25 protein-coding genes are annotated in these 24,738 nt (G+C 71.8%); 13 read left to right on the top strand and 12 right to left on the bottom strand.

Going from position 1 to position 24,738, the window contains the following annotated elements:
• Positions 1-167 precede the first annotated feature (167 nt).
• A complete protein-coding gene (locus SANBI_RS00580; RefSeq protein WP_319157958.1) occupies positions 168-647 on the top strand; it encodes a hypothetical protein in 480 nt (159 codons plus the stop codon).
• An 11-nt stretch (positions 648-658) separates the two neighbouring features.
• Here the strand turns inward: SANBI_RS00580 and SANBI_RS00575 are convergent, their stop codons facing one another.
• On the bottom strand, positions 659-1,120 hold the full coding sequence (locus SANBI_RS00575; protein WP_319157956.1) for an aminoacyl-tRNA deacylase: 462 nt from the start codon (positions 1,118-1,120) through the stop codon (positions 659-661).
• A 199-nt stretch (positions 1,121-1,319) separates the two neighbouring features.
• On the opposite strand from SANBI_RS00575, the gene SANBI_RS00570 reads away from it, so the two are divergent.
• The gene (locus tag SANBI_RS00570; protein WP_319157954.1) at positions 1,320-1,865 is read left to right on the top strand and encodes a DUF1990 family protein; all 546 of its coding nucleotides are present in this window, start codon (positions 1,320-1,322) and stop codon (positions 1,863-1,865) included.
• Between the two features lie 25 nt (positions 1,866-1,890).
• Here the strand turns inward: SANBI_RS00570 and rbsD are convergent, their stop codons facing one another.
• The 6 genes from rbsD to SANBI_RS00540 form a co-directional block, all read right to left on the bottom strand.
• The gene (rbsD, locus tag SANBI_RS00565) at positions 1,891-2,274 is read right to left on the bottom strand and encodes a D-ribose pyranase (RefSeq protein ID WP_056134982.1); all 384 of its coding nucleotides are present in this window, start codon (positions 2,272-2,274) and stop codon (positions 1,891-1,893) included.
• Positions 2,271-3,506, bottom strand: a complete 1,236-nt coding sequence (locus tag SANBI_RS00560) for a ribokinase (protein ID WP_319157950.1) — start codon at positions 3,504-3,506, stop codon at positions 2,271-2,273. The genes rbsD and SANBI_RS00560 overlap by 4 nt, the downstream gene beginning before the upstream one ends.
• Positions 3,503-4,462, bottom strand: a complete 960-nt coding sequence (locus SANBI_RS00555) for a substrate-binding domain-containing protein (protein ID WP_319157947.1) — start codon at positions 4,460-4,462, stop codon at positions 3,503-3,505. The genes SANBI_RS00560 and SANBI_RS00555 overlap by 4 nt, the downstream gene beginning before the upstream one ends.
• 106 nt (positions 4,463-4,568) lie before the next feature.
• Positions 4,569-5,570: an ABC transporter permease gene (locus tag SANBI_RS00550; RefSeq protein ID WP_179912053.1), complete on the bottom strand. Its 1,002-nt coding sequence runs from the start codon at positions 5,568-5,570 to the stop codon at positions 4,569-4,571.
• On the bottom strand, positions 5,567-7,165 hold the full coding sequence (locus tag SANBI_RS00545; RefSeq protein ID WP_156382825.1) for a sugar ABC transporter ATP-binding protein: 1,599 nt from the start codon (positions 7,163-7,165) through the stop codon (positions 5,567-5,569). Before SANBI_RS00545 ends, SANBI_RS00550 begins: the two co-directional genes overlap by 4 nt.
• Positions 7,162-8,172, bottom strand: coding sequence for a LacI family DNA-binding transcriptional regulator (locus tag SANBI_RS00540; RefSeq protein ID WP_179912051.1), 1,011 nt, complete (start codon positions 8,170-8,172; stop codon positions 7,162-7,164). The genes SANBI_RS00545 and SANBI_RS00540 overlap by 4 nt, the downstream gene beginning before the upstream one ends.
• Positions 8,173-8,380: 208 nt before the next feature.
• Here SANBI_RS00540 and SANBI_RS00535 point away from each other — a divergent pair, with 208 nt between their 5' ends.
• The 3 genes from SANBI_RS00535 to SANBI_RS00525 all read left to right on the top strand — a co-directional run bounded on the left by SANBI_RS00535 (position 8,381) and on the right by SANBI_RS00525 (position 14,079).
• The gene (locus tag SANBI_RS00535; protein ID WP_319157942.1) at positions 8,381-8,758 is read left to right on the top strand and encodes a hypothetical protein; all 378 of its coding nucleotides are present in this window, start codon (positions 8,381-8,383) and stop codon (positions 8,756-8,758) included.
• Positions 8,759-8,880: 122 nt separating this feature from the next.
• Positions 8,881-9,045, top strand: a complete 165-nt coding sequence (locus SANBI_RS00530; protein WP_179912050.1) for a hypothetical protein — start codon at positions 8,881-8,883, stop codon at positions 9,043-9,045.
• 201 nt (positions 9,046-9,246) lie between these two features.
• On the top strand, positions 9,247-14,079 hold the full coding sequence (locus SANBI_RS00525; protein WP_319157940.1) for a DUF3418 domain-containing protein: 4,833 nt from the start codon (positions 9,247-9,249) through the stop codon (positions 14,077-14,079).
• Between the two features lie 82 nt (positions 14,080-14,161).
• Here SANBI_RS00525 and SANBI_RS00520 read toward each other — a convergent pair whose 3' ends face one another.
• From SANBI_RS00520 to SANBI_RS00510, 3 genes are all read right to left on the bottom strand, one after another.
• On the bottom strand, positions 14,162-14,455 hold the full coding sequence (locus SANBI_RS00520) for a hypothetical protein (RefSeq protein ID WP_319157938.1): 294 nt from the start codon (positions 14,453-14,455) through the stop codon (positions 14,162-14,164).
• A gap of 188 nt (positions 14,456-14,643) precedes the next feature.
• A complete protein-coding gene (locus tag SANBI_RS00515; protein ID WP_319157936.1) occupies positions 14,644-15,627 on the bottom strand; it encodes an Abi family protein in 984 nt (327 codons plus the stop codon).
• Between the two features lie 151 nt (positions 15,628-15,778).
• Positions 15,779-16,402, bottom strand: a complete 624-nt coding sequence (locus tag SANBI_RS00510; RefSeq protein ID WP_319157934.1) for a hypothetical protein — start codon at positions 16,400-16,402, stop codon at positions 15,779-15,781.
• 53 nt (positions 16,403-16,455) lie between these two features.
• On the opposite strand from SANBI_RS00510, the gene SANBI_RS00505 reads away from it, so the two are divergent.
• The 3 genes from SANBI_RS00505 (at position 16,456) to SANBI_RS00495 (ending at position 18,017) form a co-directional block, all read left to right on the top strand.
• Positions 16,456-16,830 carry a pyridoxamine 5'-phosphate oxidase family protein gene (locus SANBI_RS00505; RefSeq protein WP_319157932.1) on the top strand — a complete coding sequence of 125 codons (375 nt, stop codon included), beginning with the start codon at positions 16,456-16,458 and terminating at the stop codon, positions 16,828-16,830.
• Positions 16,831-16,897: 67 nt separating this feature from the next.
• Complete coding sequence (locus tag SANBI_RS00500) at positions 16,898-17,422, top strand: GNAT family N-acetyltransferase (protein WP_319157930.1); 525 nt, start codon at positions 16,898-16,900, stop codon at positions 17,420-17,422.
• Positions 17,423-17,531: 109 nt separating this feature from the next.
• Positions 17,532-18,017 (top strand): tetratricopeptide repeat protein, encoded by a 486-nt coding sequence (locus SANBI_RS00495; protein WP_056134954.1) that lies wholly within the window; start codon positions 17,532-17,534, stop codon positions 18,015-18,017.
• On the opposite strand, the gene SANBI_RS00490 is transcribed toward SANBI_RS00495, so the two are convergent.
• Complete coding sequence (locus SANBI_RS00490) at positions 17,995-19,035, bottom strand: helix-turn-helix transcriptional regulator (protein WP_319157928.1); 1,041 nt, start codon at positions 19,033-19,035, stop codon at positions 17,995-17,997. The two genes, SANBI_RS00495 and SANBI_RS00490, sit on opposite strands and share 23 nt — an antisense overlap.
• Before the next feature lie 109 nt (positions 19,036-19,144).
• On the opposite strand from SANBI_RS00490, the gene SANBI_RS00485 reads away from it, so the two are divergent.
• From SANBI_RS00485 to SANBI_RS00475, 3 genes are all read left to right on the top strand, one after another.
• The gene (locus SANBI_RS00485; RefSeq protein WP_319157926.1) at positions 19,145-19,594 is read left to right on the top strand and encodes a VOC family protein; all 450 of its coding nucleotides are present in this window, start codon (positions 19,145-19,147) and stop codon (positions 19,592-19,594) included.
• A 78-nt stretch (positions 19,595-19,672) separates the two neighbouring features.
• A complete protein-coding gene (locus SANBI_RS00480; protein ID WP_319157924.1) occupies positions 19,673-20,512 on the top strand; it encodes an alpha/beta fold hydrolase in 840 nt (279 codons plus the stop codon).
• Positions 20,505-21,083: a TetR/AcrR family transcriptional regulator gene (locus tag SANBI_RS00475; protein WP_319157922.1), complete on the top strand. Its 579-nt coding sequence runs from the start codon at positions 20,505-20,507 to the stop codon at positions 21,081-21,083. Before SANBI_RS00480 ends, SANBI_RS00475 begins: the two co-directional genes overlap by 8 nt.
• 154 nt (positions 21,084-21,237) lie before the next feature.
• On the opposite strand, the gene SANBI_RS00470 is transcribed toward SANBI_RS00475, so the two are convergent.
• Complete coding sequence (locus SANBI_RS00470) at positions 21,238-22,632, bottom strand: MFS transporter (RefSeq protein WP_319157920.1); 1,395 nt, start codon at positions 22,630-22,632, stop codon at positions 21,238-21,240.
• 524 nt (positions 22,633-23,156) lie between these two features.
• Here SANBI_RS00470 and SANBI_RS00465 point away from each other — a divergent pair.
• Together SANBI_RS00465 and SANBI_RS00460 are read left to right on the top strand one after the other, a co-directional pair.
• Positions 23,157-23,927 carry a DUF4184 family protein gene (locus SANBI_RS00465; RefSeq protein WP_319157918.1) on the top strand — a complete coding sequence of 257 codons (771 nt, stop codon included), beginning with the start codon at positions 23,157-23,159 and terminating at the stop codon, positions 23,925-23,927.
• A 132-nt stretch (positions 23,928-24,059) separates the two neighbouring features.
• The gene (locus SANBI_RS00460; protein WP_319157916.1) at positions 24,060-24,722 is read left to right on the top strand and encodes a dihydrofolate reductase family protein; all 663 of its coding nucleotides are present in this window, start codon (positions 24,060-24,062) and stop codon (positions 24,720-24,722) included.
• Positions 24,723-24,738 lie beyond the last annotated feature (16 nt).

Raw genomic sequence — 24,738 nt, 5'->3', positions numbered from 1 at the left:
CAGTCCGGCGACGGAGGCGCGGGTACCGGCCGTCGTGCTGAGCACGCCCGACGACCGGCCGGTGCGGGACGCTCGCCGACTCCGCTGTGCGGGACGTTCGCCGAACCCTCACCGACTACCGACCGGTCGTCCCCCGACCGGGGTCACGTGTCGGTCACACTTGAGCCATGCTCCGATTCAAGCGCCCCACCCGTGCAGCCGTCGCAGCCCTCGGGCTGACCACAGCGCTGACCCTGTCTGCGTGCTCCGACCTCCCCGAGGTCAACATCACGACGGAGCAGCTCACGCAGTTCGTCGACGACGCCAAGGCGCAGGTGCAGACGATCGCCGCCGACGCGAAGACCATCGGCGCCAGCATCGGCGACCTGCCCGAGTCGGTCCGCTCGACCGCCCAGGACGCCATCACCTCCGCGCAGTCCGCCGCAGGCAAGGCCACAGGCGCCCTGGAGGACGCCCAGGCCGAGGGCAGCGACGCGCGCCAGAAGCTCGACGAGGCGAAGACAGCCCTCGACGACGCGACCACCAAGCTCACCGAGCTCAAGGACGCCGCGGGCGAGAACATCACCCCCGAGGTCCAGACGGCCATCGACGGTCTGCAGACCGAGGTCGACAGCCTCAAGGAGAAGGTCGCCGACGCGACAGCCTGACCCGAGGTGGGTCAGGCCGGGTCGGTGACGTCGGCGACCTGGGCACCGAGGGCCTCGGCGGCGGCGCGCCCGTCGACGGTGATGCCGACGCCGTGGGTCCCGGACCCGAGCGACACCGGGCCGACGACCCGCTCGTCGGCGACGACGGGCCACGGGTGCGTCGACCCGAAGGGTGTGATGGTCCCGCGCTCGTAGCCGGTGACGGCCTTGGCGACCGAGGCGTCGGGCATGGACATCCGCTGGACGCCGAGCAGCGCGCGGAGCTTGGGCCACGAGATGGTGCGGTCGCCGGGGACCAGCACGAAGAGGTAGTCGTCCTCGGCCCGTCGGACCACGAGGGTCTTGACGATCCCGGCCGGCTCGACGCCCAGCGCCGCGGCGGCCTCGGCGAGCGAGGACACCTTCCCGATCGTACGGACGGTGTGCTCCAGCCCAGCAGCCTCGAGGGCCGCGACAGCGCGCTCAGCAGTCATCTCTCCACCCTACGACCCGGGACAGGACCCAGCCTTCCGCACTGCCCGACTCCGCGCAGGGCCCAGCGTTCAGTCTTGCCGGACCTCGGGCACGACACGGTGCGTCGTCCTAGCATCAGAAGACCAGCCCGTACCGCGGCTGGTGCCCCGACCCCCGGACCGCCGTGATCGCCCCCTCCTCCCCACAGCAGGCAACGCCGTGAACCGTCATGACGCCCCCGTGCCGCCCCTGCCCGCCCGGACCGAGGCCAGGCTCCGCGCTGCGCAGGTCACCGCGCCACCCGGGCTGGCCGTTGACGCGGTCCCTCCACCCGGGTTCCGTCGCTTCTCGCACGCGGTCACCCTCGGCCGCCGCGACCTCGACGCCGCCGCAGCCGAGCTGTTCTCCTGGCAGGTGCAGCGCCGTGCGGGTCTGCGCGTGCAGTCGTCCGACGCCGTGCTCGTCGTCGGGACCGTCGTCCTCCTGCACCTGGGCCTCGGCAGGGCTGCGGTCCGGATCCCGTGCCGGGTGGTCGAGGTCGTCGACGAGCCAGGCCTGAAGAGCTTCACCTACGCGACGCTCCCCGAGCACCCGGAGCGCGGTCTGGAGAAGTTCGCGCTGTCGTCCACCGACGACGGTCGGGTGAGGTTCACGGTCTCGGCCGTCTCGCAGCCTGCGACCCGGCTGGCGAGGATGGGCGGGCCGCTCACCCGCGCCGCCCAAGACTTCATGACCCGTCGCTACCTCGCAGCGCTCCGCACCTGACCTTCGTCGGGGTCGCTCTGATCCCTCAGAACGGCACGCCGCATCGCAGCGCCACGTTGGCCCAGGCCGTCGCCTCACCCGTGCGGACGACGAGCGCGGCGCCGGGCAAGAGAGCCTTGAGGTCCTCGTGCGGGACGAGCTGCGGGTTCAGGCCGCGCTCCTCCAACCAGTCGGTCACGACAGTCCCGGCCGACTCGCTCGCCGCGACGGACCCCTCGACGACGATCTCGTCGAGCACGGCGTCGAGCACCTGAACGAAGCTCGGCACCCCGGCGACGACAGTGACGTCGACGACCCGCGCACCCGGTGGGATCGGCGTCCCGCAGTCGACGACGAGCACGAGGTGCCCGTGGCCGAGACGCGCGACACCAGCGGCGAGGTCGGGGTTCAGCAGCCCGGTGCGCTTCACCGTCGGTCGTCCTTCGGCTCGTGGTGGTCGGCTCCCGCGCGGGTCGCACCCACGGCTGCCTGCGCCGCGGAGGTCGCGGCGGACGCTGCACGGGCTGCGCACTGCGCAATGGTCTCGGGCAACGGGTCGCCGGCCCAGGGGTAGGACGGCTGCGCACCGCTCCCCCGGACGGCGTACGCGCCGACACGGGCAGCGAGCCGGGCGGCCTCGACGAGGCCGTCACCCTCGGAGAGCCTGTAGGCGAGCGCACCGACGAAGGCGTCTCCTGCGCCGGTCGTGTCGACGGCCTCGACTCGCGGAGACGGGACGAGGGTGGTCCCCGACCCGTCCACGACGAGCGCGCCACGAGCCCCGACAGTCAGGACGACCGACGGCACGCCATGGGCGAGCAGCGCGTCGACGACACGCTGCTCGTCGTCCGCCGTGCCACGGTCGGTCTCGACCGCGGTGTCCTCAGGCTCGGTCTCCTCGGGCGCGCTGCCCGTGGTCGCCTTGCCCGTGGTTGAGCTGCCTGTGGCCACGCCGTCCGGGACCTCTGCCCCAGACGAGGGCGTACCCGAGGAAGCCGCCTCGACCGGACCGGACGACGCGTCGAGCATCGCGAGCACCAGGGCAGCCTCGTGCTCGTTGACGACGAGCGGGTCGGCCGCCAGGAGCACCTCGCGGTCCACGTCGACGACCGGCGCGAGGTTCACGACGAGACGCCCCTGGGTGTGCCGGGCTGCGGCCTCGATGCCCGTCCGCGGGATCTCCCCCTGGACGACCACGACGGCCGCCCCGCCGACGAGCTCGGCGTAGGCGTCGACGACCACGTCGTCCACGGATGCGTTGGCACCCGGGATCACGACGATGGCGTTCTCCCCGTCTGCCGAGACCGTCACCTGCGCGACGCCTGTGGACCCCTCGACCGCCGTCACGGCCCCGAGGTCGACCCCGGCGGCCTGCAGGCCGGCCAGCGCCGGCTCGGCGAACTGGTCGGAGCCGACGGCGCCGACGAGGGCGGTCTGCGCGCCCAGCTGAGCGGCTGCGACAGCCTGGTTGGCGCCCTTGCCGCCGGGCAGCACGTCGAGGGTGCGCCCGAGGACGGTCTCACCGGGGCGCGGGTGCTGGTCGACCGTGGTGAGCAGGTCGGCGTTGACCGACCCGACGACCACCACACCGGTCCGGCCGTGCGCTGCGGGTGGTCCCCCGGCCACCTCGGGCCGGGGGACGGTGCGGGTGTGCTGGTTCACGACTGGTAGTCCCCCACGTTGTCCTTCGTCACGGTCTCGACGGCCACGGGGACCTCGCTGTCGACAGTCTCCCCTGCGAGGACGTCGGCCATGAGCTCGACGGACTGGCGACCGAGCTCGCGGGGCTGCTGCGCGATCGTCGCCTCGAGGGTCCCGGACTCGACGGCTGCGAGGCCGTCGTCGGTGCCGTCGAAGCCGACCACGTGGACGTCGTCACCGGCGCGTGCGCCGAGCGCCTGGATGGCACCGAGGGCCATCTCGTCGTTCTCGGCGAAGATGCCGACCACGTCGGGGTTGGCCTGGAGCAGGTTGGTCGCGACGTCGAGGGCCTGCGCCCTGTCGAAGTTCGCGGTCTGCATGGCGACGACCTCGATGCCCGGGTAGGCAGCGATGCCCTCGGTGAAGCCCGCACCGCGGTCGCGGCTGGCGGAGGTGCCCGGCTGGCCCTGGAGCACGATGACCTTGCCCTGCTCGCCGATGGCCTTGGCCAGGGCGTCGGCGGCCTGGCTGCCACCGGCGACGTTGTCGCTCGAGACGAGCGAGGTGATCTCGGCGCCGTTGACCGTCCTGTCGACACCGATGACGGGCAGGTCGCCCGACAGTGCCGGGGCGACGGCAGCCGCCGCGGCGTCGGAGTCGACGGCATTGATGAGCAGCCCCTCGGTGCCCGAGGACACCGCCGAGGCGATCTGGTCGGTCTGGGCTGTCGAGTCGTTCTGGGCGTCGACGACGGTGAGGTCGATGCCGAGCTCGTCGGCCGCCTCCTGGGCGCCGTCGCGGACGTCGACGAAGAACGGGTTGTTGAGGGTCGACAGCGACAGGGTCACGGACTTCCCGGACCCTTCGCCAGAGCCGCCGCCGTCGGTGTCGCCGCGGCCGCAGGCTGCGGTGCCGCCGAGGACGAGGGAGGTGGTCAGGACTACGGCGGCGAGGCGGCCGCGGGTGGTGAACGTCATCGTTCGCTCCTTGAGGTGGGGGTGGGGAACTGCGGAGGGATGTGGGAACTGGAGAGATGGGTGGCGGCGGAGGGCGCGGAGGCGTCCCGGCCCGAGGCCCGGACGGTCAGCTGCGGGTGCCGCGGCGGCGCAGCACGTCGACGAAGACGGCGAGCGCGATGACCAGTCCGATGACGACCTGCTGCCAGAAGGACGAGACGCCCAGGACGTTGAGGCCGTTGCGGATGACGGCGAGGATCAGGGCCCCGACGAGGGTCCCTGAGGCCCGCCCGACACCGCCGGAGAGCGACGCCCCGCCGATGACGACAGCGGCGATCGCGTCGAGCTCGTAGCCCGAGGCGGCCTGCGGCTGCGCGGAGTCGAGGCGCCCGGCGATGAGCATCCCAGCGAGGGCCGCGAACAGCCCGGACAGGGCGAAGACGGTGACCAGGACGCGCTTGACCGGGATGCCGGACAGGCGCGCGGCCTCTTCGTTGCCGCCGACCGCGTACATCGAGCGACCGATGACCGTCCTGTTGAGGATCACGGCCGTGACGATGCCCGCGACGGCCAGCACGATGATCGGCACGGGGACGCCCAGGACGTCGCTGCCGAGCCAGGAGACGGCGGGCGAGGTGCGGATGGGGCGCCCGTCCGAGATCACGAGGGTGAGACCCCGGGCCACCGACAGCATGGCGAGGGTCGCGATGAAGGCCGGGAGCCTGCCGTAGGCGACCGCGAAGCCGGAGACCGCACCGGCCACCAGACCCGTGAGCAGCCCGCCGACGAGGGCGAGCCAGCCGGGGAGGTCGGCCGTGGCGAACATCCAGGCCGACAGCATCCCGGAGAGCGCGGCGACCGAGCCGACCGACAGGTCGATGCCCCCGGCCACGATGACGAAGGTCATGCCGAAGGCCATCACCGCGATGGTCGAGGCCTGCACGCCGACGTTGAGCAGGTTGCCGTAGGTGAGGAAGTTCGGCGTGAGGATGAACAGGACGAGGCAGAGGACGAGCAGCCCGATGAAGGGCAGCAGCGTCGTGGCCAGCTGGCCGGAGAGGCCGGGCAGCCGCAGCCGCCGCTCCTGGGTCGAGGGCTTGGTGGGGGCGATGGTGCTCGAGCCGCTCATGAGGGGCTCCCTTCGGGTCCGTGGGAGGGGGCGACGTGGTCGTCGTCGTCCGCGTGCTTGACGGCCAGGGCCATCACCTGGTCCTGGGTGGCGGTCGAGGCGGGCAGCTCGCCGGTGAGCCGGCCGCCGCTCATCACCAGGACCCTGTCGCTGACGCCGAGCACCTCGGGGAGGTCGCTCGACACCAGCAGGACGGCGCCGCCCGCAGCGGCGACGGCGTTGATGAGCTCGTAGATCTCGACGCGGGCACCGACGTCGACGCCGCGGGTGGGCTCGTCGAGCAGCAGCACCCGCGAGCCGGCGAGCACCCAGCGGCCGAAGACGATCTTCTGCTGGTTGCCGCCGGACAGGTCGCGGGCCGCCTGGTCGACGTCCCGCATGCGGATGCGCAGGCGGGTGGCGACCTCTTGCGCGCGGCTGCGCTGGCCGCTGCGGTCGGCAAACCCTGCGCGCGAGGTCGCGGCGAGCGTCGCGTAGCCGAGGTTCTCGGCGACCGAGGCGTCGAGCACGAGGCCCTGGCCCTTGCGGTCCTCGGGGACGTGGCCGATGCCCGCCGCGACGGCGCTGCCGACAGAGCGCGGCGCGAGACGCTGGCCGTCGACGTGCACGGTCCCGGAGTCGTAGGGGTCGGCGCCGGCGATCGCGCGCAGCATCTCGGTCCGGCCTGCGCCCACCAGCCCGGCGACACCGACGACCTCGCCGGCCCGGACCTGGACGTCGATGCCGTGGAGCACACCCGTCCGGGTCAGGCCGCGGACGTCGAGCAGCACCTCGTCGCCCGGGGTGTGGGTGCGGCGCGGGTACTGCTCGGTGATGTCGCGGCCGACCATGAGGCGGACGAGCTCGTCCTCGGGGGTCGAGGCGGGGACCTCGGCGACGAGGGCGCCGTCGCGCAGCACGCTCACCTCGTCGCCGATCGCGGCGATCTCCTCGAGGTGGTGGCTGATGAACACCATCGCGACGTCGTCGCGCCGGAGCTCTTCGACGACGCCGAACAGCACCTCGGTCTCGCTCCCGGTGAGCGCGGCCGTCGGCTCGTCGAGGATGAGCACGCGGGCGTTGAGGCTGAGCGCCTTGGCGATCTCGACGAGCTGCTGGCGGGCGATGCCGAGCTGGCCGACGGGGGTGTCGAGGTCGACGTCGAGACGCACCCTGTCGAGGGCCTCGCGGGCGAGCCTCCGGGTGGTCCGCCGCGACACAAAACCACCGCGCGAGGGCAGCCGGCCCATGAGCACGTTCTCGGCCACAGTCATGCTGGGGACGAGGTTGAGCTCTTGGTGGATGGTCGCGATGCCCAGACGTTCGGCGTCGCGGACGCTGCCCAGGTGCACGGCCTTGCCGTCGACGACCACCCGGCCACCGTCAGGCTGGTAGATGCCGGACATCATCTTGATGAGCGTGGACTTGCCCGCGCCGTTCTCGCCGAGCAGCACCTGCACGCGGCCGGGGCGGACGTGGACGGTGATGTCCTTGAGGACGTCGACAGGCCCGAAGGACTTGGAGACGGAGTCGAGGGTGAGCACAGGTGCGGGAGCCGGGACGGAGGTGCGGCTGCGCGACGGCTCGCTTGCGGGGACGGGGGCTGCGGCGGTCATGCGCTCCTCCTGGCGGGTCCGGTCGAGGCGCGCTCGACGAGGTTCGAGGCCAGCACGGCCGAGGTGACGGGCTCACCCGCGAGCAGGTCGCGGATCATGGCGACGGCGAGGGCCCCCATGCGTGCGGGGTCGTGCGCGATCACGGTGACCGGCGGGTTGACGAGTCTGAAGGAGTCGATGTCGTCGTAGCCGATCACCGAGACCTCGTCGCCGATGCGCACACCGCGGTCCTGGCACTCCTGGAGGACGCCGAAGGTCATGAGCGAGTCGGCCGCCACGAGGGCTGTCGGGGCGTCGTCGAGGTCGAGCAGGGCACGCGCCCCGGCGACGCCTGAGGCGACGCGGAAGTCGCCCTGGTAGACGAGGGCCGGGTCGGTGTCGAGGCCCGCCGCGGCGATCGCCTCGCGGTAGGCGACGAGGCGCTCGCGCCCTGTGGAGGTCTCCTGCGGTCCGGCGACAAAGCCGATCCTGCGGTGACCGAGGGCCGCGAGGTGCTCGACGGCGGCTGTCACGCCCGACCGGTTGTCGGAGGTGACGCTCGGGACGTCGACCCCGTCGATCACCCGGTCGACGAAGACCACCGGGAGGCCGAGCTTGAGCACGTCGCGCAGCGAGCCGGAGCCGTCGCCCTGCGGCGTGACGATGATGCCGTCGACGCGCTGGGAGACGAGGAGGTCGAGGGCGTGGTCCTGCTGCTCGGTCGACTCGTCGGCGTTGCACAGCAGCGTCGCGATGTCCGAGGCCAGGGCGGTCTGGGCGACGGTGTGCGCGATCTCGGCGAAGAAGGGGTTGCGGACGTCGGAGAGCAGGACGCCGATGGTGTCGGTGCGGGTGCGGCGCAGGGAGCGCGCCTGGGCGTTGGGGCGGAAGCCCATCTCGGCCGCGGCGGCGAAGACCTTCTCGCGGGACGAGGCGGAGGTGCGGGGATCCTCGGAGAGGACGCGCGAGACTGTGGCCACCGAGACCCCTGCTCGGGCGGCGACATCGCGGATCGTCGGCGTCGACATGCGGACTCCTCGGTGAGCTCGGTCGTCTGACGCTGCGGTGCGCCAGCCGTGTAATCGTTTCCATGGAACCGATTACATGGAGAGTAGGGGCGATCGTCGGAGAGGTCAAGACCGTCGCGGAACCCGGGGTGGCCGTCGACGACGCAGCCCGAGGTGAGAGACTATGAGACCTGCAGGTCAGCGCGGTGACGAGGCGTTCGGGGGCAGCGTGCGAGGACGTAGAGCGGTCAGCAGAGCGGTCCTGGGTGCCGTCAGCACGGTCGTCGTGATCCTCGGCCTCGTCGTGGTGGTGCCCCTCGTGCTCGTGGAGATCGACGAGTCTGCGGTCCCGTCGGCCGACCAGGTCGACCTTCCCGACGGGGTGGTCGTGGACGAGAGCAGCGTCTGGTGCGCGTCGGGCGGCTGCTGGCTCGAGGTCCACCTCGACGCCTCCGACCAGCCTGAGGCCGTCCTCGACGAGCTGCGCGCGATGGATGGCACGTGCCCTGCCGTCGGTGGGCTCGACAGGCGTCGCGTGTGCATCGACAGCCTCGGCGGCGGCGTCACCTCCTTCGCGCTCTCGTACAAGAAGACGCTGGGCCTCTGACCAGACCCTGGCTCGCCAGCCGGCCTGGCCGGACCATGACTGCTGCCGCAGACCATGACCCCTGACAGGACGTCACATCCTGCTACCGTTGCCAGCAGAATCTCAGTCTTGGAGGACCCCCCATGCGTGGCATCACCTTCGTCGTCACCCTCGCCCTGTTCCTGCTCGGCATGTACCTGATGGCGCTCGCCTTCACGACGCCCGACCTCGAGTTCCTGCTCTTCGGCGGCGGCCTCCTCGCGGTGAGCCTGGCGTTCTTCGCGCCGCTCCAGCTCAGCCGGGACTGACCCGACCCGCACCAGGTCGCACCCGCTGCACCCAGGTCGTACAGACACGCCAGAACACCGCCCTCCGGGTCTGGTTCTGGCGTGCCTGTCCGACCTCGCGGTCCGGCGGGGGTGGGTCGTGCCACATGGACGGGACCTCTCGGGGGCTGTCCACGGCTCTCGGGCGAAAAGAGTTGGCAGTGCCTGGGAGGATGGTGGGTTGTGAGCACGGCACCGAACTCCCCAGACCCGCAGGACGCTCCCTCCGGTGCGCCCGCGCGCCGCGACGGCGGTCGACGCCGGCGTGGTGGACGCGGTCGAGGGACCTCGTCGACACCTCACGACGAGACGTCTGCCAGCCCGACCGGTCGCGGCGAACCGGCACAGGGCGCGATCGCACAGGGCACGAAGGCACAGGGCACACGGGCACAGGGCGCGAAGGAGGGCCGCGGCAAGGGCTCCGGCCGCCGCGGCGGCACGCCGCGCGTCGACCACGGCAAGCTCGCCCGCGCTGCCGCGGCCCGCACGGCGGTCGAGCTTCCCCCGATCACCTTCCCCGAGCAGCTGCCCGTCTCGGCCCGCCGGGAAGACATCGCCGCTGCGATCCGCGACAACCAGGTCGTCATCGTCGCGGGTGAGACCGGGTCGGGCAAGACCACGCAGCTGCCGAAGATCGCCCTCGAGCTCGGCCGCGGCCGCGCCGGGCAGATCGGCCACACCCAGCCCCGCCGCATCGCGGCGCGCACGGTCGCCGAGCGCATCGCCGAGGAGATCGGGACGCCTCTCGGGGAGATCGTCGGCTACCAGGTGCGGTTCACCGACACGTCGTCGGAGAACACCCTCGTCAAGGTCATGACCGACGGCATCCTGCTCGCGCAGATCCAGCGCGACCCGCAGCTGCTCGCCTACGACACGCTCATCATCGACGAGGCGCACGAGCGCTCCCTCAACATCGACTTCATCCTCGGGTACCTCACGCAGCTGCTGCCGCAGCGCCCGGACCTCAAGGTCATCATCACGTCGGCGACGATCGACTCCGAGAGGTTCGCCCGGCACTTCGCGCCGCGCGACGCCGCGGGTGCGCCGGCTGTCGTCAGCGCCTCGGAGGCCACCGGCTCGACGGCTCCGCAGACCGCGAGCACCGCGGACGAGGACGCGACGGTCGACGGCTACCGCCCGTCCGCGTCCCAGCGCGCTGGAGCAGGTCAGGCCTCGCAGCAGTCAGCCAGCGAGACCGTCGACGACGTCCCCATGGCCCCCGTCGTCTCGGTCACCGGCCGCACCTTCCCCGTCGAGATCCGTTACCGCCCGCTGACCCCCGAGGACTCCTCCGCCAAGAAGGGCGTCGAGCGCGACCTCATGACGGGCATCTGCGAGGCCGTCGACGAGCTGTGCGCGGCCGGTCCAGGCGACATCCTCGTGTTCCTCTCGGGCGAGCGCGAGATCCTCGACGCCCAGGACGCCCTCGCGAGCCACCTGGGTCCGCGCGTCAACGACGCCCGACGCCCCGACCACGTCGAGATCATGCCGCTCTACGCCCGCCTCTCGGCCACCGAGCAGCACCGCGTGTTCCAGGCGCACCCGGGCCGTCGTGTCGTGCTCTCGACCAACGTCGCCGAGACCTCGTTGACGGTCCCGGGCATCCGGTACGTCGTCGATCCCGGCACAGCCCGCATCTCGCGCTACTCCAAGGCGACCAAGGTGCAGCGCCTGCCGATCGAGCCGATCGCGCAGGCCTCGGCCAACCAGCGATCGGGTCGCTGCGGCCGTGTCGCCGACGGCATCGCGATCCGCCTCTACTCCGAGGACGACTTCCTCTCGCGCCCGGAGTTCACCGAACCCGAGATCCTGCGCACGTCCCTCGCCTCCGTGCTGCTGCAGATGATCTCCGTCGGCGTGGTCCGCACCCCCGACGACGTGGCGAAGTTCCCCTTCGTCGAGCCTCCCGACACCCGGGCCATCCGCGACGGCGTCCAGCTGCTCACCGAGCTGGGTGCGCTCGAGACCCGCAAGCCCGAGAGGCGCGGAGCCCGGTCCGAGGCGAGCCAGACACGGACCGCCGGCCCCTCCTCCGAGGGCACCGACACCCTCGCTGGCGCTGACGGCTCGTCGAGCGACCTCTCGACCGAGCAGCCGGCCCGGTCGGACCGCGACGCCCTCGGCGCCGGTGGCGGCACGCGTCTCACCGAGACCGGCCGGGCCATCGCCCAGCTGCCGATGGACCCGCGCCTGGCCCGGATGATCGTCGAGGGCGGGCGCCGCGGCGCAGCCCGCGAGGTGATGATCATCGCGGCGGCGCTGTCGATCCAGGACCCGCGCGAGCGTCCGACCGAGCAGCGCGCGCAGGCCGACCAGCAGCACGCCCGCTTCACGGACCCGACCTCTGACTTCCTCACGTACCTCAACCTCTGGGAGTACGTGCGAGGTCAGCAGCGCGACCTGTCGTCGTCGGCCTTCCGCAGGCTGTGCCGGGCGGAGTTCCTCAACTTCCTGCGGATCCGGGAGTGGCAGGACGTCGTGGGGCAGCTGCGCGAGATGTCCAAGCCGCTCGGCATCGTCATGAACGCACCGGGTCGCCGCTCGGGCGGAGCCGGCGGGACTGTCGGACCCGATACGCAGGGCAGCGCGCAGGGCAGCACCGTCGCGTCCAGGCTCGATGACGCGGTGTCCGAGCTCGACCTGCGCCAGACGTGGGACGGCGACACGATCCACCAGTCGCTGCTCGCCGGGCTGCTCTCGCAGATCGGCATGCAGGAGGCCACCGAGGTCAAGGCCTCGGCCGTCAAGGGCCGGGAGACCGCGGCAGACCGCCGGGCCAAGAAGTTCGCGCGGAACGAATATCTCGGTGCACGCGGTGCCCGCTTCGCGATCTTCCCGGGATCGGGCCTCGCCAAGAAGCCGCCGGTCTGGGTGATGGCCGGCGAGCTCGTCGAGACCTCGCGCCTGTGGGGCCGCGACGTCGCGAAGATCCAGCCCGAGTGGGCCGAAGAGCTCGCCGCGCACCTGGTCAAACGCACGTACTCCGAGCCGCACTGGTCGAGCAAGCAGGGTGCTGCGCAGGCGATCGAGAAGGTGCTGCTCTACGGCGTGCCGATCGTCGCCGACCGCAAGGTGCTGTTCTCCAAGGTCGACCCGGAGCAGGCCCGCGAGCTGTTCATCCGCCACGCCCTCGTCCAGGGCGAGTGGACCACCCACCACACCTTCTACGCCGACAACCGCCGCCTGCTCGACGAGGCCGCCGAGCTCGAGGCCCGCTCGCGCCAGCGTGGTCTCGTGGTCGACGACGACGCGCTCTTCGCCTTCTACGACGAGCGCGTGCCCGCCTCGGTCGTCTCGGCACGGCACTTCGACCAGTGGTGGAAGTCCGCGCGCCGCGACGACCCCGAGCTGCTGACCTTCACCCTCGACCTGCTCGTCCCCGAGGGAGTCGAGGTCTCGGCCGAGGACTTCCCGCAGGAGTGGGTCCAGGGCGACCTCACGCTCCCGCTGACCTACCAGTTCCAGCCCGGCACGGACGCCGACGGTGTCACCGTGCACATCCCGATCTCGGTGCTCAACCGCGTGGTGCCCGACGGTTTCGACTGGATGGTCCCCGGTCTGCTCGACGAGCTGACGACCGCGACGATCCGCGCGCTGCCCAAGCCGATCCGGGTCCAGCTCGTCCCCGCCCCAGACGTCGCCCGCGGTGTCGTCGCGTGGATCCGGGCCAACACCCCCTCGTGGGGTGACATCACGCGTGCCGGTGACATGGCCGAGTCCTACGAGCAGGCCTTCAGCCGGGCGGTCAAGGCGCTGCGCGACGTCGACGTGCCGGACGACGCCTGGGACCGCGAGAAGCTCCCCGGCCACCTGCGGATGACCTTCCGGGTGTTCGAAGAGCGCGGCAGCGGCTCCGGACCGCGCGGGCAGGTGGTGCTCGACGAGTCCAAGGACCTCGTCGCGCTCCAGCGCCGGCTCGCCGCGCAGTCGCAGGCGGCGGTGCGCTCGGCGGTCAAGAGCGCGGTCGGCACTGCGCTGCGCGAGGCGCAGCAAGAGGCCGCCGCAGCGGCGAAGGGTTCGAGCGCTGCCGGGGACGTCCCCGGCGGGGCAGGGGTTCCCGCGCCTGCAGCAGCGCCGCGGACAGCGACGCCCGACGCCCCGACAGGGGTCACGGTCGCCGAGGTCGCCTCGCTCGCCACCTGGCCGTCGGCCCTGCCCGACGGGGTGCTCCCGTCCCAGGTCGACACGCCCGGCCCGGGTGGCATGGTCGTGCGCGGGTACCCCGCCCTCGTCGAAGAGCGCTCGGGCGCGACGACCACTGTCGCGCTGAGGGTGCTCGCCGACGCGTCACGCCAGCAGGCCGAGCACACGCGCGGGGTCCGCAGGCTGATCCTCGGCGAGACAGCCCTCCAGCAGTCGCGAGTGACGTCGCGGTGGTCGGGGACCCAGTCGCTGACCCTCGCCGCGAGCCCGTACAAGAACACCGGCGCGCTCGTCGCCGACCTCCAGCTCGCCGCCGTCCAGCACCTCACGCCAGAGGCCGGTCAGATCCGCGACCTCGCGACGTACACGGCGACCCGCGCAGCCGTGAAGAAGGCGCTCGAAGAGGAGATCTACACGGTCGTCGGGCACGTCGTCGCGGCGCTCACCGCGGCGCGGACCGTCGACGGCGAGATCAGGTCGTCGAGCTCGCTCGCGCTGCTCAACACCCTCGCCGACGTCCGGGACCACGTGGCCGGGCTCGTCTACGACGGTTTTGTGGCTGCGACACCGCCGGACCGTCTGCCGCACCTCGCCAGGTATCTGCGGGCGGCGTCGTACAGGCTCGAGAAGGCGGCGAGCAACCCGAACCGCGACGCGGAGCTCGCGTGGAAGGTGCACGACGTCGAAGAGGCCTACGACGCAGCCCGAGCCGCCTACGCAGCAGGGCGTCCGGACCCGGCCCGTGCTGCCGAGCTGAGCCAGGCCCGGTGGATGATCGAAGAGCTGCGCGTCTCGCTCTTCGCCCAGCAGCTCGGCACCGACGGACCCGTCAGCGAGAAGCGGATCCGAAAGCTGCTCGCCGGGTCGGCATGACGCGAGGCGGGCGGGCTGGTCCGCCCGCGGCGACGCTCGTCCTCGTCTTCCAGCGAGCAGCGGGAGGTGATCCGAGGAGGGCTCAGAGACCGTCGGTCTCGCGGTCCTTCCGCGCCTTCCGGTTCTTGTAGAGCATCCGCATGCCGATGATGCGCCCGACCGACCCGACGATCAGCAGGACGAATGCCGCCGCGGCCAACCAGGCGTACCCGCCGGACAGCTCGGCGCCGCCGTCGGAGGTCGAGGCGAGCGCGTCAGCAGCCTGGGCGTGCGGGGCCAGGAGGATGCTCGCGCAGAGGACGAGGGCGACTGCTGCGGCGGCGAGCGTGGCGCGCCACGACACGGGGACGGTCGACGGGCGAGGGTCAGAAGTCACAGGACCAGCCTAGGCGGCTTGAGTCCTTAGCCCTGCGCAACGAGCGTGAAGGTGCTGATCAGCTGGTCGCCCGTGTCGTCGACGGCGAGGTTGCCGCTCTCCGTAAGCACCGATCCCCTGGCCTTCTAGATCTCGGGCACCAATCCGGCGTCTCGCCGACATTCCGAGACTCAGCATGTGCTCGATCCTCACTCTCGCCAGAGTTCGAGCGTCTCCCATCCCTGCGGTACGCCGATCGACTGGATCGAGAGTGCGTGCGACGTCGGAAAGGTGCGGAGCAGCCCGGCCAGGCGTAGCGCCCAGGATCGCTCCGCTTCGATTGATCGCAGCATGTAGGCGATGATCGCCAAGGCGTTATAGGTGCCGAAATCCTCCTTGGGAGCACCTGGCGCACGGAGGTGGTCGAGGAGCGGGACGCTCCCCGCCGCTGGCCGCGAAGGTGCGTTCTGGAGCTTCCGGTTGAAGAGTCGAGCATGGTGCGCCGCGGCATTCCGCACGTAGTTCAGGCTGGCGAGCCAGCTGATCATCATCTTCTTCTTCGGGACGCCGAAGGCCAGAGCGACTTCCTCGGCATCCTTCTGGAGCATCCCTCGATAGAGGTTGGACAGGTGTCCCAGCTCTAGCAGTTCGGTCAGCGCCCACACCGGCATGTGATCGTCGTACTTCTCGCGGAAGTGGACGACGAACTGCTCGTCGGAGCTTTCCCGACGCGCCTTGACCCGCTCGAGCCACGCCACCTGCTTGCTGGGCTGCGGATCGCGACTGTCAGTGTTCGCCCTGGTGAACGAGTCGTCAAAGCAAGCGGGGTCCTCGTGCGCAAACGCCGAGGCTCGCCCCAGTACGTAACCGGTGCGCATCCGCACCGCCACCTCGATGCGCTCCACACCGTCCATGACCAGCAAGCGCAGCTGCCGATCGAAGTCGATGATCGACTCGGCGTGGTGCAGCTCGGTGCCCGGCCGGTACTTGTCCAGCACGCGGGTCTTCGTGTGGCCCTCGCCGTCGACATACTCGTCGGACTCGAGGAACGGGTACAGGTAGCCGGTCACACGGTAGTAGCCGATCGACTGCAGCAGCCCGACCGCACGCGCCGGGTCATCGACTTCCAAGCCGCGCTGCGCCAACCGCTCTACCTGCGCCTCGAGGGACAGCCACCTCTTCGTGTACTCCACGGTGCGCTTCTCCTGCAGAAAGAAAATCAGCCCGCGCCTTGCGGCAGCGGGCTGATCGTGATGTCCGAGACGGTAGCACGGGTGGCCGACAGGCGTCTAGCCTCGACCTTTCACCGTGATCCGGCGTCCAGCTTGCCACGAAAGCCCGAGGCTACCCCTGCGGGACGAGAGTGAAGGTGCTGCTCAGCTGGTCACCGGTGTCGTAGACGGCGAGGTTGCCGCTCTCGGTGTCGACGCCGAGGTACCCGGCCGCGGTGGTCAGTGCCACCTGCTCGGGGCTGTCGAGCGGCGAGACCACGAAGACCTGGTCGGGGTCCTGCTCGTCACAGCTCGCGAGCGACGGGTCTGCGTCCATCGCGACTGCGAGGCAGCTGGGCTCACCGTCGGTCTCGGCGACAGTGACGATCTGGTAGCCCGTGCCGCCCGACGGGAGCGGCGTGACGACCCACTGTGCGGGCACCTCGTTGGCCGCGGGGTCCGGCACGAGCGCGACGCCGCCCTCGACCGTGGGCGCGACGTAGGTCCCAGCGTAGGACTGGATGTCCACGGGCTGGGTGCCGTCCATGAGCGCACCGTCGTCGGTGCTCTCGGCGGGGTCGGTGGTCGCCGTCTCCGGGGCGGCTGGCTCGGAGGTCTCGGCCGAGGTGGTGGCCGGTTCGGCGGCTGGCGAGGCTGTCGTCGCGGTGTCTCCGTCCGAGTCGGACGAGCACCCGGCGAGGACGAGGCCTGTGCCCAGGACGGCGATGGACAGGACAGTGCGTGGTGTCGTGTTCATCCTCCGAGTCCACCACACCCCTCCGGGCGGTGCAGGTCGGGGAGACTAGGTCTGTGCACAGAGACGACCTCCTCGACCAGTCCCTCCACCTGTGGTTGTCGGCCAACCGGCCCGACGGTCCTCCCCACACGACCCCTGTGTGGTTCGTCCGCGAAGAGGGCGACCTCTGGCTGTCCATCACGACGGGATCCCGCAAGGCGAGCCTGCTGCGCAGGGACCCGCGGGTCAGCGTCGCGATCGCCGGGACCGAGCCCGACGGCGGGCTGGTCGGGCAGGGGACGGCCGAGCTCGTCGACGTCGGCGCCCGGCCTGACGTCGTCGGTGCGCTCGCCACGAAGTACGGGTGGGACGCCGCTGACCCTGCGACGGACGGGGCCAGGGTGCTGGTCCGCGTGACCGTGGACAGGTGGCTGCTCGAGCCCCGCTGAGATCGTCCTGGGCGCGTCGCGCCGGAGACGGCGGAGTTCTCCGCCCACAGGTGGCACCCTCGCAGGCATGTCCTCTCGCACCCGCCTCGTGACCACCGAAGATGCCACCGTGATCGCCGAGCTCCAGACGCGCAACCGCGCCTTCCTGGCACCCTGGGAACCTGTCCGCGAGGACACGTACTTCACGGTGGCCAGCCAGCGCGCCGACATCACGACAGCCCTCGAGCGGCACGAGCGCGGCGAGTCCCTCCCGCTGGTCGTGCTCGACCGCGACGGTGAGGTCGCCGGTCGCCTGACCCTCAGCGGGATCGTCCGCGGGCCGTTCCTCTCGTGCAGCATGGGGTACTGGCTCTCCGAGGACCGGACAGGCCAGGGGCTCGCGACCGAGGCTGTCGAGGCCGCCGTCCACGTCGCCTTCGACGAGATGGGCCTGCACAGGGTGGAGGCAGGCACGCTGCGCTCGAACTCCGCGTCGCAGGGGGTGCTCGGCCGAGCCGGTTTCGAGCAGTACGGCCTCGCGCCGGGCTACCTGAAGATCGCGGGGCGCTGGGAGGACCACGTGCTGTTCCAGCGGCTCAACCCGCTCGTCTGAGGGAGCCGCGCTCGGACGGTCCGCTCGCGCACCGTAGGCACGACGCCGGGTCAGCAGCGTGCGCCGCAGCCGGCCGCGCTGCGCTGCGCTGCGCTGCGAAGATGGTCTGATGGACATCTCCTGGGACCAGCGGGTCGACGAGTACTGGGCAGCAGCGGACGACGAGCACCCCGAGCAGGCGCTCGACGCCATGCGCGAGCTGGTCGCCGAGCGCGGCGCAGAAGACCCCGACGCCCTCTACGAGTGGGCGTCTGTGCACGACTTCCTCGGTCTCGAGACCGAGGCCGTCCCGCTCTACAGGGCGGCGCTCGACCGCGGGCTGAGCGGCGACCGTGCCCCGCGCGCGGTGGTACAGCTGGCGAGCTCGTTGCGCAACGTCGGCGAGCCTGAGGCCGCCGTCGACCTCTTGCGGACGGTCGACGAGCCGAGCCTGGGCGCAGCACCGCAGGCCTTCCTGGCGCTCGCGCTGCGCGACGCCGGACGACCCGACGAGGCTCTCCGGGTGGCGCTGCTCGCCCTCGCGCCGACGCTCCCCGAGTACGGGCGGTCGGTCACGGCCTACGCCGAAGAGCTCACGGCGCCGCCGCGCGACTGAGCCGTCCCGCGACGGCCTCGGCCTCGTCGGCGAGGGCAGCCGGTCCGACGACACGGAAGGGTGCGTCGAGGCGGAGGAGGTCGGCGAGCAGCCCGTGCCACGACCACGACCCGGCGGTGACCCGGCATCCCTGCGCGGAGACGGGCTCGACCTGCCAGTCCCGCGCCCACGGCAGCACCTCGGCTGCCGGGAGGTCGATCTCGACCTGGCCGACGCACGGCCACAGGTCGGCCTCCGTCGCACCCTTCGCGCGGGCAGCGAGGAAGGTGACAGGGGCGCCGGTCGGGACGGGGCGCGGGGCGAAGACCGCCCCGGCCGGGGTGCGGGGTGCCAGCCTGTCGAGGCGGAAGATCCGCCAGTCGTCGCGGTCGAGGTCGTAGGCCACGAGGTACCAGAGGCCGGCACGGGCGACGAGGCCGTGGGGCTCGGCCCGTCGCGCCGGGTCCGGGAGTGTCTGGCTCCCGCCTGTTCCCCTCCCAGCACCGGTCCTGCTCTGGGCACCGGTCTCTCTCCCGGTACCGGGCTCGCTCCCGCCGGACTGGTAGTCGAAGCGCAGCACCCTGCGCAGCCGGACCGCCTCGCTCACGGCCTCGAGCACACCGGGGTCGACCAGCACGCGGTTCCCGACGCCAGCCCTGGCCCCGGAGAACTGGACCCCGTCGACCCGGTGCCGCAGCCGTGAGGGCATGACCTGCCGGACCGTCGCGAGCGCCCGTGCCGCGGCCTCGTCGATGTCGACGCCGCTCGACGGCGCGTGCTGGAGCGCGACAGCCAGGGCGACGGCCTGCTCGTCGTCGAACAGCAGCGGGGGCAGCTCGGAGCCCGCCGCGAGCCTGTAGCCCCCGTCCGGGCCCTTCACGGCGCTGATCTGGTAGCCGAGCTCGCGGAGCCTGTCGACGTCGCGCCGGACCGTGCGGGTAGTCACCCCGAGCCGCCCGGCCAGTGCACCCCCAGGCCAGTCCCGGCGGGCCTGGAGCAGGGACAGCAGCGTGAGCATGCGGGAGGACGGTCCGGTCATAGGTCTCATCCTCCCGCAGGCAGCGGACACGATCTGTCCTCTACCCCGGGCAGGGTCTCTCCCGTGCGGCGCTCCGCCCGCTCTCCAGGCTCGAACCAGAGGACACCCGATGACCTTCACGACCACGACCCACCTCAACCTCCCCGGCACGGCACGCGCTGCGCTGGACTTCTACCAGTCGGTGTTCGGAGGCCAGGTGCAGACGACCACCTACGGCGACCTGGGGATGCCCGCCGGCCTTCCCGACACCGCGAAGGTAGTGTTCGGCCAGCTCCGCTCGGACGACGGCTTCAGCGTGATGGCCTACGACGTCCCGGGCCAGACCGAGGCCGTCGCGAGCACGACCCGGCGTGAGAACGGCACGACCGTGACCGACAGCCCCTTCTTCCTGTCCGTGCGCGGCACGTCCTTCGACGAGACCGCCCGCCGCTGGGAGGCCCTCTCCGACGGCGCCACGGTCGTCGAGCCCTTCGCGGCGTCGGCCTGGAGCGCGGGCTTCGGCATGCTCACCGACAGGTTCGGCGTGACCTGGGTCGTGGACGTCGACGCTGCGGCCTGATGCACCACAGGGGTTGACGTCACCGGCTAACACCATTAGCCTCAGGCTAAGAGCATTAGCCACTGTCCGGAGGACGTCATGACCCAGCACCTGAGCATCGGCACCAGCACCCTCGCCTACGACCTCGTGGGCGAGGGACCGCTCGTCGTCCTCGCCCACGGCATGGGCGACACCCGGCGGTCCTACAGGTTCCTCGTCCCCGGGCTCGTCGCCGCCGGGTACAGGGTCGCGAACGTCGACATCCGCGGCTGCGGCGAGTCGAGCGTCGAGTGGGACGGCTACAGCCGCACCGACATCGCCGGCGACCTCGTCGCGCTGATCCGCCACCTCGGCGGGCCCGCCGTGGTCGTCGGCCAGTCGATCAGCGGCGGGGCGGCGACCATCGCCGCCGCGACAGCACCCGAGCTCGTCGTCGGCGTGGTCGAGCTCGCGCCCTTCACCCGCAAGCAGCCGATGCTCGACGTCTCCGGTCTGCTGCGCTCCCCCCGCTACCGCAAGGGCTCCACCCGGCTCGCCCAGGTGCTCGCGACAGGCAGCCTGCCCGCCTGGACGCGGTACCTCGACCTCGCCGTCCCGACCAAGCCCGCCGACTGGGACGCCGAGCTGGCCCGAACCGTCGCGACGATGAGCGAGGCTGGTCGCATGAAGGTGCTCCAGAAGATGTGCCAGACCTCCCCTGTCGACGCCGGCGCGCAGCTCGCGAACGTCCGCTGCCCGGTGCTCGTGGTCGAGGGCAGCGCCGACCCCGACTGGACCGACCCGCGCGCCGAGGGCGAGCGCATCCTCGCCGACCTGCCCGAGGGCCTCAGCGAGCTCGCCGTGATCGAGGGCGCCGGCCACTACCCCCACACCGAGACCCCCGACGAGGTCCTCGCACTCACGCTCCCGTTCCTCGCCAGGACGCTGACCCGTGGCTAGGGCGACCCTGACCCCGGCCTCGGTGACCGAGGCCGGCGCTGTGCTCGCCGACGAGGTGGGACTCGCCGGGCTCAGCATGGGTCTGCTCGCCGAGCGGCTCGGCGTCAAGACACCCTCGCTCTACAAGCACGTGAGCGGCCAGGCCGACCTGCTCCACAGGATCGCCGTCCTCGGCGCAGACGAGGTGGCCGACGCCGTCCGCGACGCGACCCAGGGCCGCTCGGGCACCGACGCCCTCGCCGCGGCAGCGAACGCCATGAGGACCTTCGCCCGCGAGCACCCCGGACGCTACGACGCAGCCAACAGCGCGCGGTCGACCGACCCCGAGGACCCCTTCGTCGCAGCCAGCACCCGGTTGCTCGCCTCCCTCGCCGCGGTCCTCCACGGCTACGAGATCGACCCCGCGCAGGAGATCCACGCGCTGCGCCTGCTGCGCAGCGCGCTGCACGGCTTCGCGGACATCGAGGGCTCGGGCGGATTCCAGCTGGACACCGACGTCGACGAGAGCTTCGCGTGGATGGTCTCCCTCGTCGACCGCGGGCTGGCGAGCCTGGCACGGCAGACGACCTGAGGACGCCGTCCGCTCGTCAGGACGCACGACGAGAGGGCAGGTGCGCACGGCACCTGCCCTCTCGCGATCCTGCGTCCGCCACCTCAGAGCATCAGCACTCCTGGTGCGCTCAGCGCTCCAGGTGACGCCAGAGCCGTCAGCCCGGCCAGAGACGTCAGTGCCCCGTCGGGACCATGACCTTCTCCTCGGCGGCGACAGCCGCACGGTCGTGCTGGGGCAGCGCGAGCAGCGCGACGATCCCGCCCACGAGCATGAGCAGCGCGCTGCCGAGGAACACCGCGCCGTAGCCGTCGACCATCGCGTCGATGGTCATGGCGCTGCCGGTCGCACCTGCGGCGACGGTCGTCCAGACGGCCAGGCCGACAGAACCGCCGATCTGCATCGACGCCGTCGAGAGCGCACCGGCGACACCGGCGTCCTGCGGGCTCACGCCGCGCAGCGCGACGTTCTGCAGCGGCAGGAACACCATGCCCATGCCGATACCCGTGAGGGCGAGACCCGGCAGGACGTGCGTGGCGTAGCTGCCGCCCGCGGTGATGAAGGAGAGCCAGAGCAGACCAGCCGCGGTGAGGACCGGGCCGAGCACGAGGAAGGGCTTGGGGCCGATGGCCTCGAGGTATCGCGAGCCGACACCGGCGACGACCATGATGAGCACGGTCTGCGGCAGGGTCGCCAGACCCGCCTCGAAGGGCTTCATGCCCAGCACGATCTGCAGGTGCAGCGTCAGGTAGAGCATCGAGCCGATCATCACGGCACCGGCGATCGCCTGGATCGCGAAGGCCGTGCCGCGCACGCGGTGCGTGACGACGCGCAGCGGCAGCAGCGGGTGGGCACGGCGGGCCTGGGTGACGACGAAGGCCGCGACGAGGAGCACACCGAGGACCAGCGAGACGATCACCTGGGGCGAGGTCCAGCTCTTCTCGGCCTCGGTCAGACCGAAGACGACAGCGCCGAGGCCCAGGACGACGAGCAGCGCGCCCCAGCCGTCGATGGGGTTCTCACGGTCCGGCGGGGAGTGGCGCAGCGAGGTCGAGCCGGCCACGACGATCACCACGGCGATCGGCACGTTGATGAGCAGGCACCAGCGCCAGGTCGCGTACTCGGTGAGCAGGCCGCCGAGCAGCAGGCCGACAGCGGCACCGACACCCGCGACGGTCCCGAAGACCGCGAAGGCGATGTTGCGCTCGCGCCCCGAGGTGAAGGTGATCGTGAGGATCGCGAGGGCAGCCGGCGCGAGGAGCGCCGCGAAGACGCCCTGGAGACCGCGGGCGATGATCAGCTCGGTGCCGTTCTGCACGACGCCGCCGAAGCCGGAGGCGATCGCGAAGCCGACGATCCCGATCATGAAGGCCTTCTTGAGGCCGAGGTAGTTGACCAGGCGCCCGCCGAGCAGCAGCAGACCGCCGAAGGCGAGGGCGTAGGCCGTCACGACCCACGAGCGCTCGCCGTCCGAGAGGCCGAGGTCCGTCTGGGCCTGGGGCAGGGCGATGGTGACGATGGTGCCGTCGAGGACGACGACGAGCTGGACGAGCGCCACGATGGCGAGCACGATCCAGTCTCTGCGAGGGGTGTGCGAAGACATGTGTTCCGTTCGGGGTGGGCGCACGGCACGCAGCGCTCGGCTGCGGTCGCGACGTCGCGGAGGGTGGAGACGAAGGGCCGTCGACGTCAGAGCGACGGATGAGCAGAGGGTGCGCCGTAGTCCGGCTCGCGGTGCGAGCGGTGGCACAGTCCGAAGGACCGGCACAGGGCAGCCCTGAGAACTTATCCGCTCCCGCGCCCCGGAGCACCCCCACGAGGGCGTGGGGATGATCATGCTCGCGAGCGCTGGACTTTCAGGCGCGCGTCCTACCTCGCGGGAGGTGCGTGAGTCAGGTCACAGACCAGGCGTCACGGCCCAGACCCCTCGGGCCCGTCCGGGGCCCTGACCAGCACCTGAGCAGCAGACGGCTCTCCCCCTGGGGGTGGACGCCGTCGCACCGAGCAGGGCTCTATCGTTGCCGCGACGCCGCGCGGGCACTGCAGCCTGCACGTCTGCGGCGTCATCTCCCTGCTCGTGCCACGAGGTGCACCATGCCGTTGACCTTCGCCCACCCGGCGGCCGTCGTCCCGCTCATGCGCGGCCCGCTCGTGCCCACGGCCCTCGTGGCTGGAGCCCTCGCACCGGACATGCCGTACTTCCTGCGGTCGCTACCCATCCCGGTCAGCGCACAGTCCTGGTGGGAACCCTTCCTCAACGCCACCACGACGCACAGCTGGCCAGGGATCCTCTCGGTCGCGATGCCCCTGGCGCTCGTCCTCTTCCTCGGGCTCGCCGTCTGTGTCCGGCCGGGGCTGTGGGCCCTGCCGACGACCCCGGCCCCACAGAGCGCAGCGAGGACGTCCAAGGCGGCGTGGTGGCTCTGGGTCGGCGCCTCTCTGGCGATCGGGGTCCTGAGCCACGTGGCCTGGGACTCCTTCACCCACAGCGACGGGTGGTTCGTGGAGAACGTGGCCTGGATGCGCACGGAGGCGTTCGGGTCGCTCACCTGGGCTCGCCTGCTCCAGCACCTGAGCACAGCGTTCGGCCTGACGGTGATCGCCGTCGCCGCCTGGCGCCGCCGCGAGACCTGGCTCGTCTCGACAGACACCGCACGCCGTGCGCGGTTCCTCCGCGTGGCAGCCGTCCTCGCCTCCTCGGCCATGGCCGCCATGGTCGGCGCCGTCCTCCTGCTCCGCGACGCCGGAGACGGCGCCGAGCACCTGCTCTCCGACGCAGCGATCGGCGCCGGGCTCGGCGCCTCGATCACCGCGGCTGCCCTCGCCCTGCTGTGGTGGGTCGTCCGTCCAGACCGGACGACCTGAGCGCGGAGCTGCTCGACGGTGCAGTCGCCCGGCGATACAGTCGGCAGACCGACGCCCAGCCAGCGCGGGCACGCAGGGCACCTGCGCACCTGCGCCCGCCTGCGGACGTCTGACCGTCGACCTGGAGGCAGCATGGCCCTCGTCCGAGTCCACAACTTCACGGTGTCCCTCGACGGCTTCGGCACGGGCGAGGGGCAGTCGCTCGACACGCCCTTCGGGCACGCCGGCTCCAGGCTGATGGCGTGGGCCTTCCCCACCCGGACCTTCCGGCGGATGGGGCTGCACGGCGACGGCGCGGGGTCGGTCGGTGTCGACGAGGCCTTCGCGAGCCGGTGGGCGGACGGCATCGGCGTCGAGATCATGGGCCGCAACAAGTTCGAGCCCGTCGAGGGCGCGCCGACCGACGAGGAGTGGCGGGGCTGGTGGGGCGAGAACCCGCCCTTCCACACCCCTGTCCTCGTCCTGACCCACCGACCGCGCCCGCCGCTCGAGATGGAGGGCGGGACGACGTTCTACTTCGTCGACGCCGAGCCTGCCGAGGCCCTCGCGCAGGCCCGGGACCTCGCGGGAGACCTCGACGTCAGGCTCGGCGGCGGTGCCACCACGATCCGGCAGTTCCTCGCGGCCGACCTGGTCGACGAGATGCACGTGGTCGTCGCACCTGTCGTCCTCGGCCGGGGCGAACGGCTCTGGGACGGGCTCGAAGGGCTCGAGAAGCGCTTCGGCATCGAGGCGACGCCGTCCCCGAGCGGCGTGGTGCACCTGACCTTCGTCCGGCGGAGCACCTCGGACTAGGCGGAAGCGGCGCGGG

Source organism: Sanguibacter biliveldensis, assembly GCF_033798665.1.
GTDB classification, from domain to species: Bacteria; Actinomycetota; Actinomycetes; order Actinomycetales; family Cellulomonadaceae; genus Sanguibacter; species Sanguibacter inulinus.
Note: the sequence above shows the minus strand (reverse complement) of the source record. Positions and strands in the feature narration are given on the sequence as shown.

What these genes read in the sequence shown, in the direction of transcription:
- SANBI_RS00460 (WP_319157916.1), top strand. Translation starts at nt 24,060, where the DNA reads ATGGCCCTCGTCCGAGTCCACAACTTCACGGTGTCCCTCGACGGCTTC.
- SANBI_RS00540 (WP_179912051.1), bottom strand. Translation starts at nt 8,172, where the DNA reads ATGTCGACGCCGACGATCCGCGATGTCGCCGCCCGAGCAGGGGTCTCG.
- SANBI_RS00510 (WP_319157934.1), bottom strand. Translation starts at nt 16,402, where the DNA reads ATGAACACGACACCACGCACTGTCCTGTCCATCGCCGTCCTGGGCACA.
- SANBI_RS00480 (WP_319157924.1), top strand. Translation starts at nt 19,673, where the DNA reads ATGACCCAGCACCTGAGCATCGGCACCAGCACCCTCGCCTACGACCTC.
- SANBI_RS00465 (WP_319157918.1), top strand. Translation starts at nt 23,157, where the DNA reads ATGCCGTTGACCTTCGCCCACCCGGCGGCCGTCGTCCCGCTCATGCGC.
- SANBI_RS00485 (WP_319157926.1), top strand. Translation starts at nt 19,145, where the DNA reads ATGACCTTCACGACCACGACCCACCTCAACCTCCCCGGCACGGCACGC.
- SANBI_RS00530 (WP_179912050.1), top strand. Translation starts at nt 8,881, where the DNA reads ATGCGTGGCATCACCTTCGTCGTCACCCTCGCCCTGTTCCTGCTCGGC.
- SANBI_RS00550 (WP_179912053.1), bottom strand. Translation starts at nt 5,570, where the DNA reads ATGAGCGGCTCGAGCACCATCGCCCCCACCAAGCCCTCGACCCAGGAG.
- SANBI_RS00545 (WP_156382825.1), bottom strand. Translation starts at nt 7,165, where the DNA reads ATGACCGCCGCAGCCCCCGTCCCCGCAAGCGAGCCGTCGCGCAGCCGC.
- SANBI_RS00500 (WP_319157930.1), top strand. Translation starts at nt 16,898, where the DNA reads ATGTCCTCTCGCACCCGCCTCGTGACCACCGAAGATGCCACCGTGATC.
- SANBI_RS00555 (WP_319157947.1), bottom strand. Translation starts at nt 4,462, where the DNA reads ATGACGTTCACCACCCGCGGCCGCCTCGCCGCCGTAGTCCTGACCACC.
- SANBI_RS00495 (WP_056134954.1), top strand. Translation starts at nt 17,532, where the DNA reads ATGGACATCTCCTGGGACCAGCGGGTCGACGAGTACTGGGCAGCAGCG.
- SANBI_RS00575 (WP_319157956.1), bottom strand. Translation starts at nt 1,120, where the DNA reads ATGACTGCTGAGCGCGCTGTCGCGGCCCTCGAGGCTGCTGGGCTGGAG.
- SANBI_RS00490 (WP_319157928.1), bottom strand. Translation starts at nt 19,035, where the DNA reads ATGACCGGACCGTCCTCCCGCATGCTCACGCTGCTGTCCCTGCTCCAG.
- SANBI_RS00580 (WP_319157958.1), top strand. Translation starts at nt 168, where the DNA reads ATGCTCCGATTCAAGCGCCCCACCCGTGCAGCCGTCGCAGCCCTCGGG.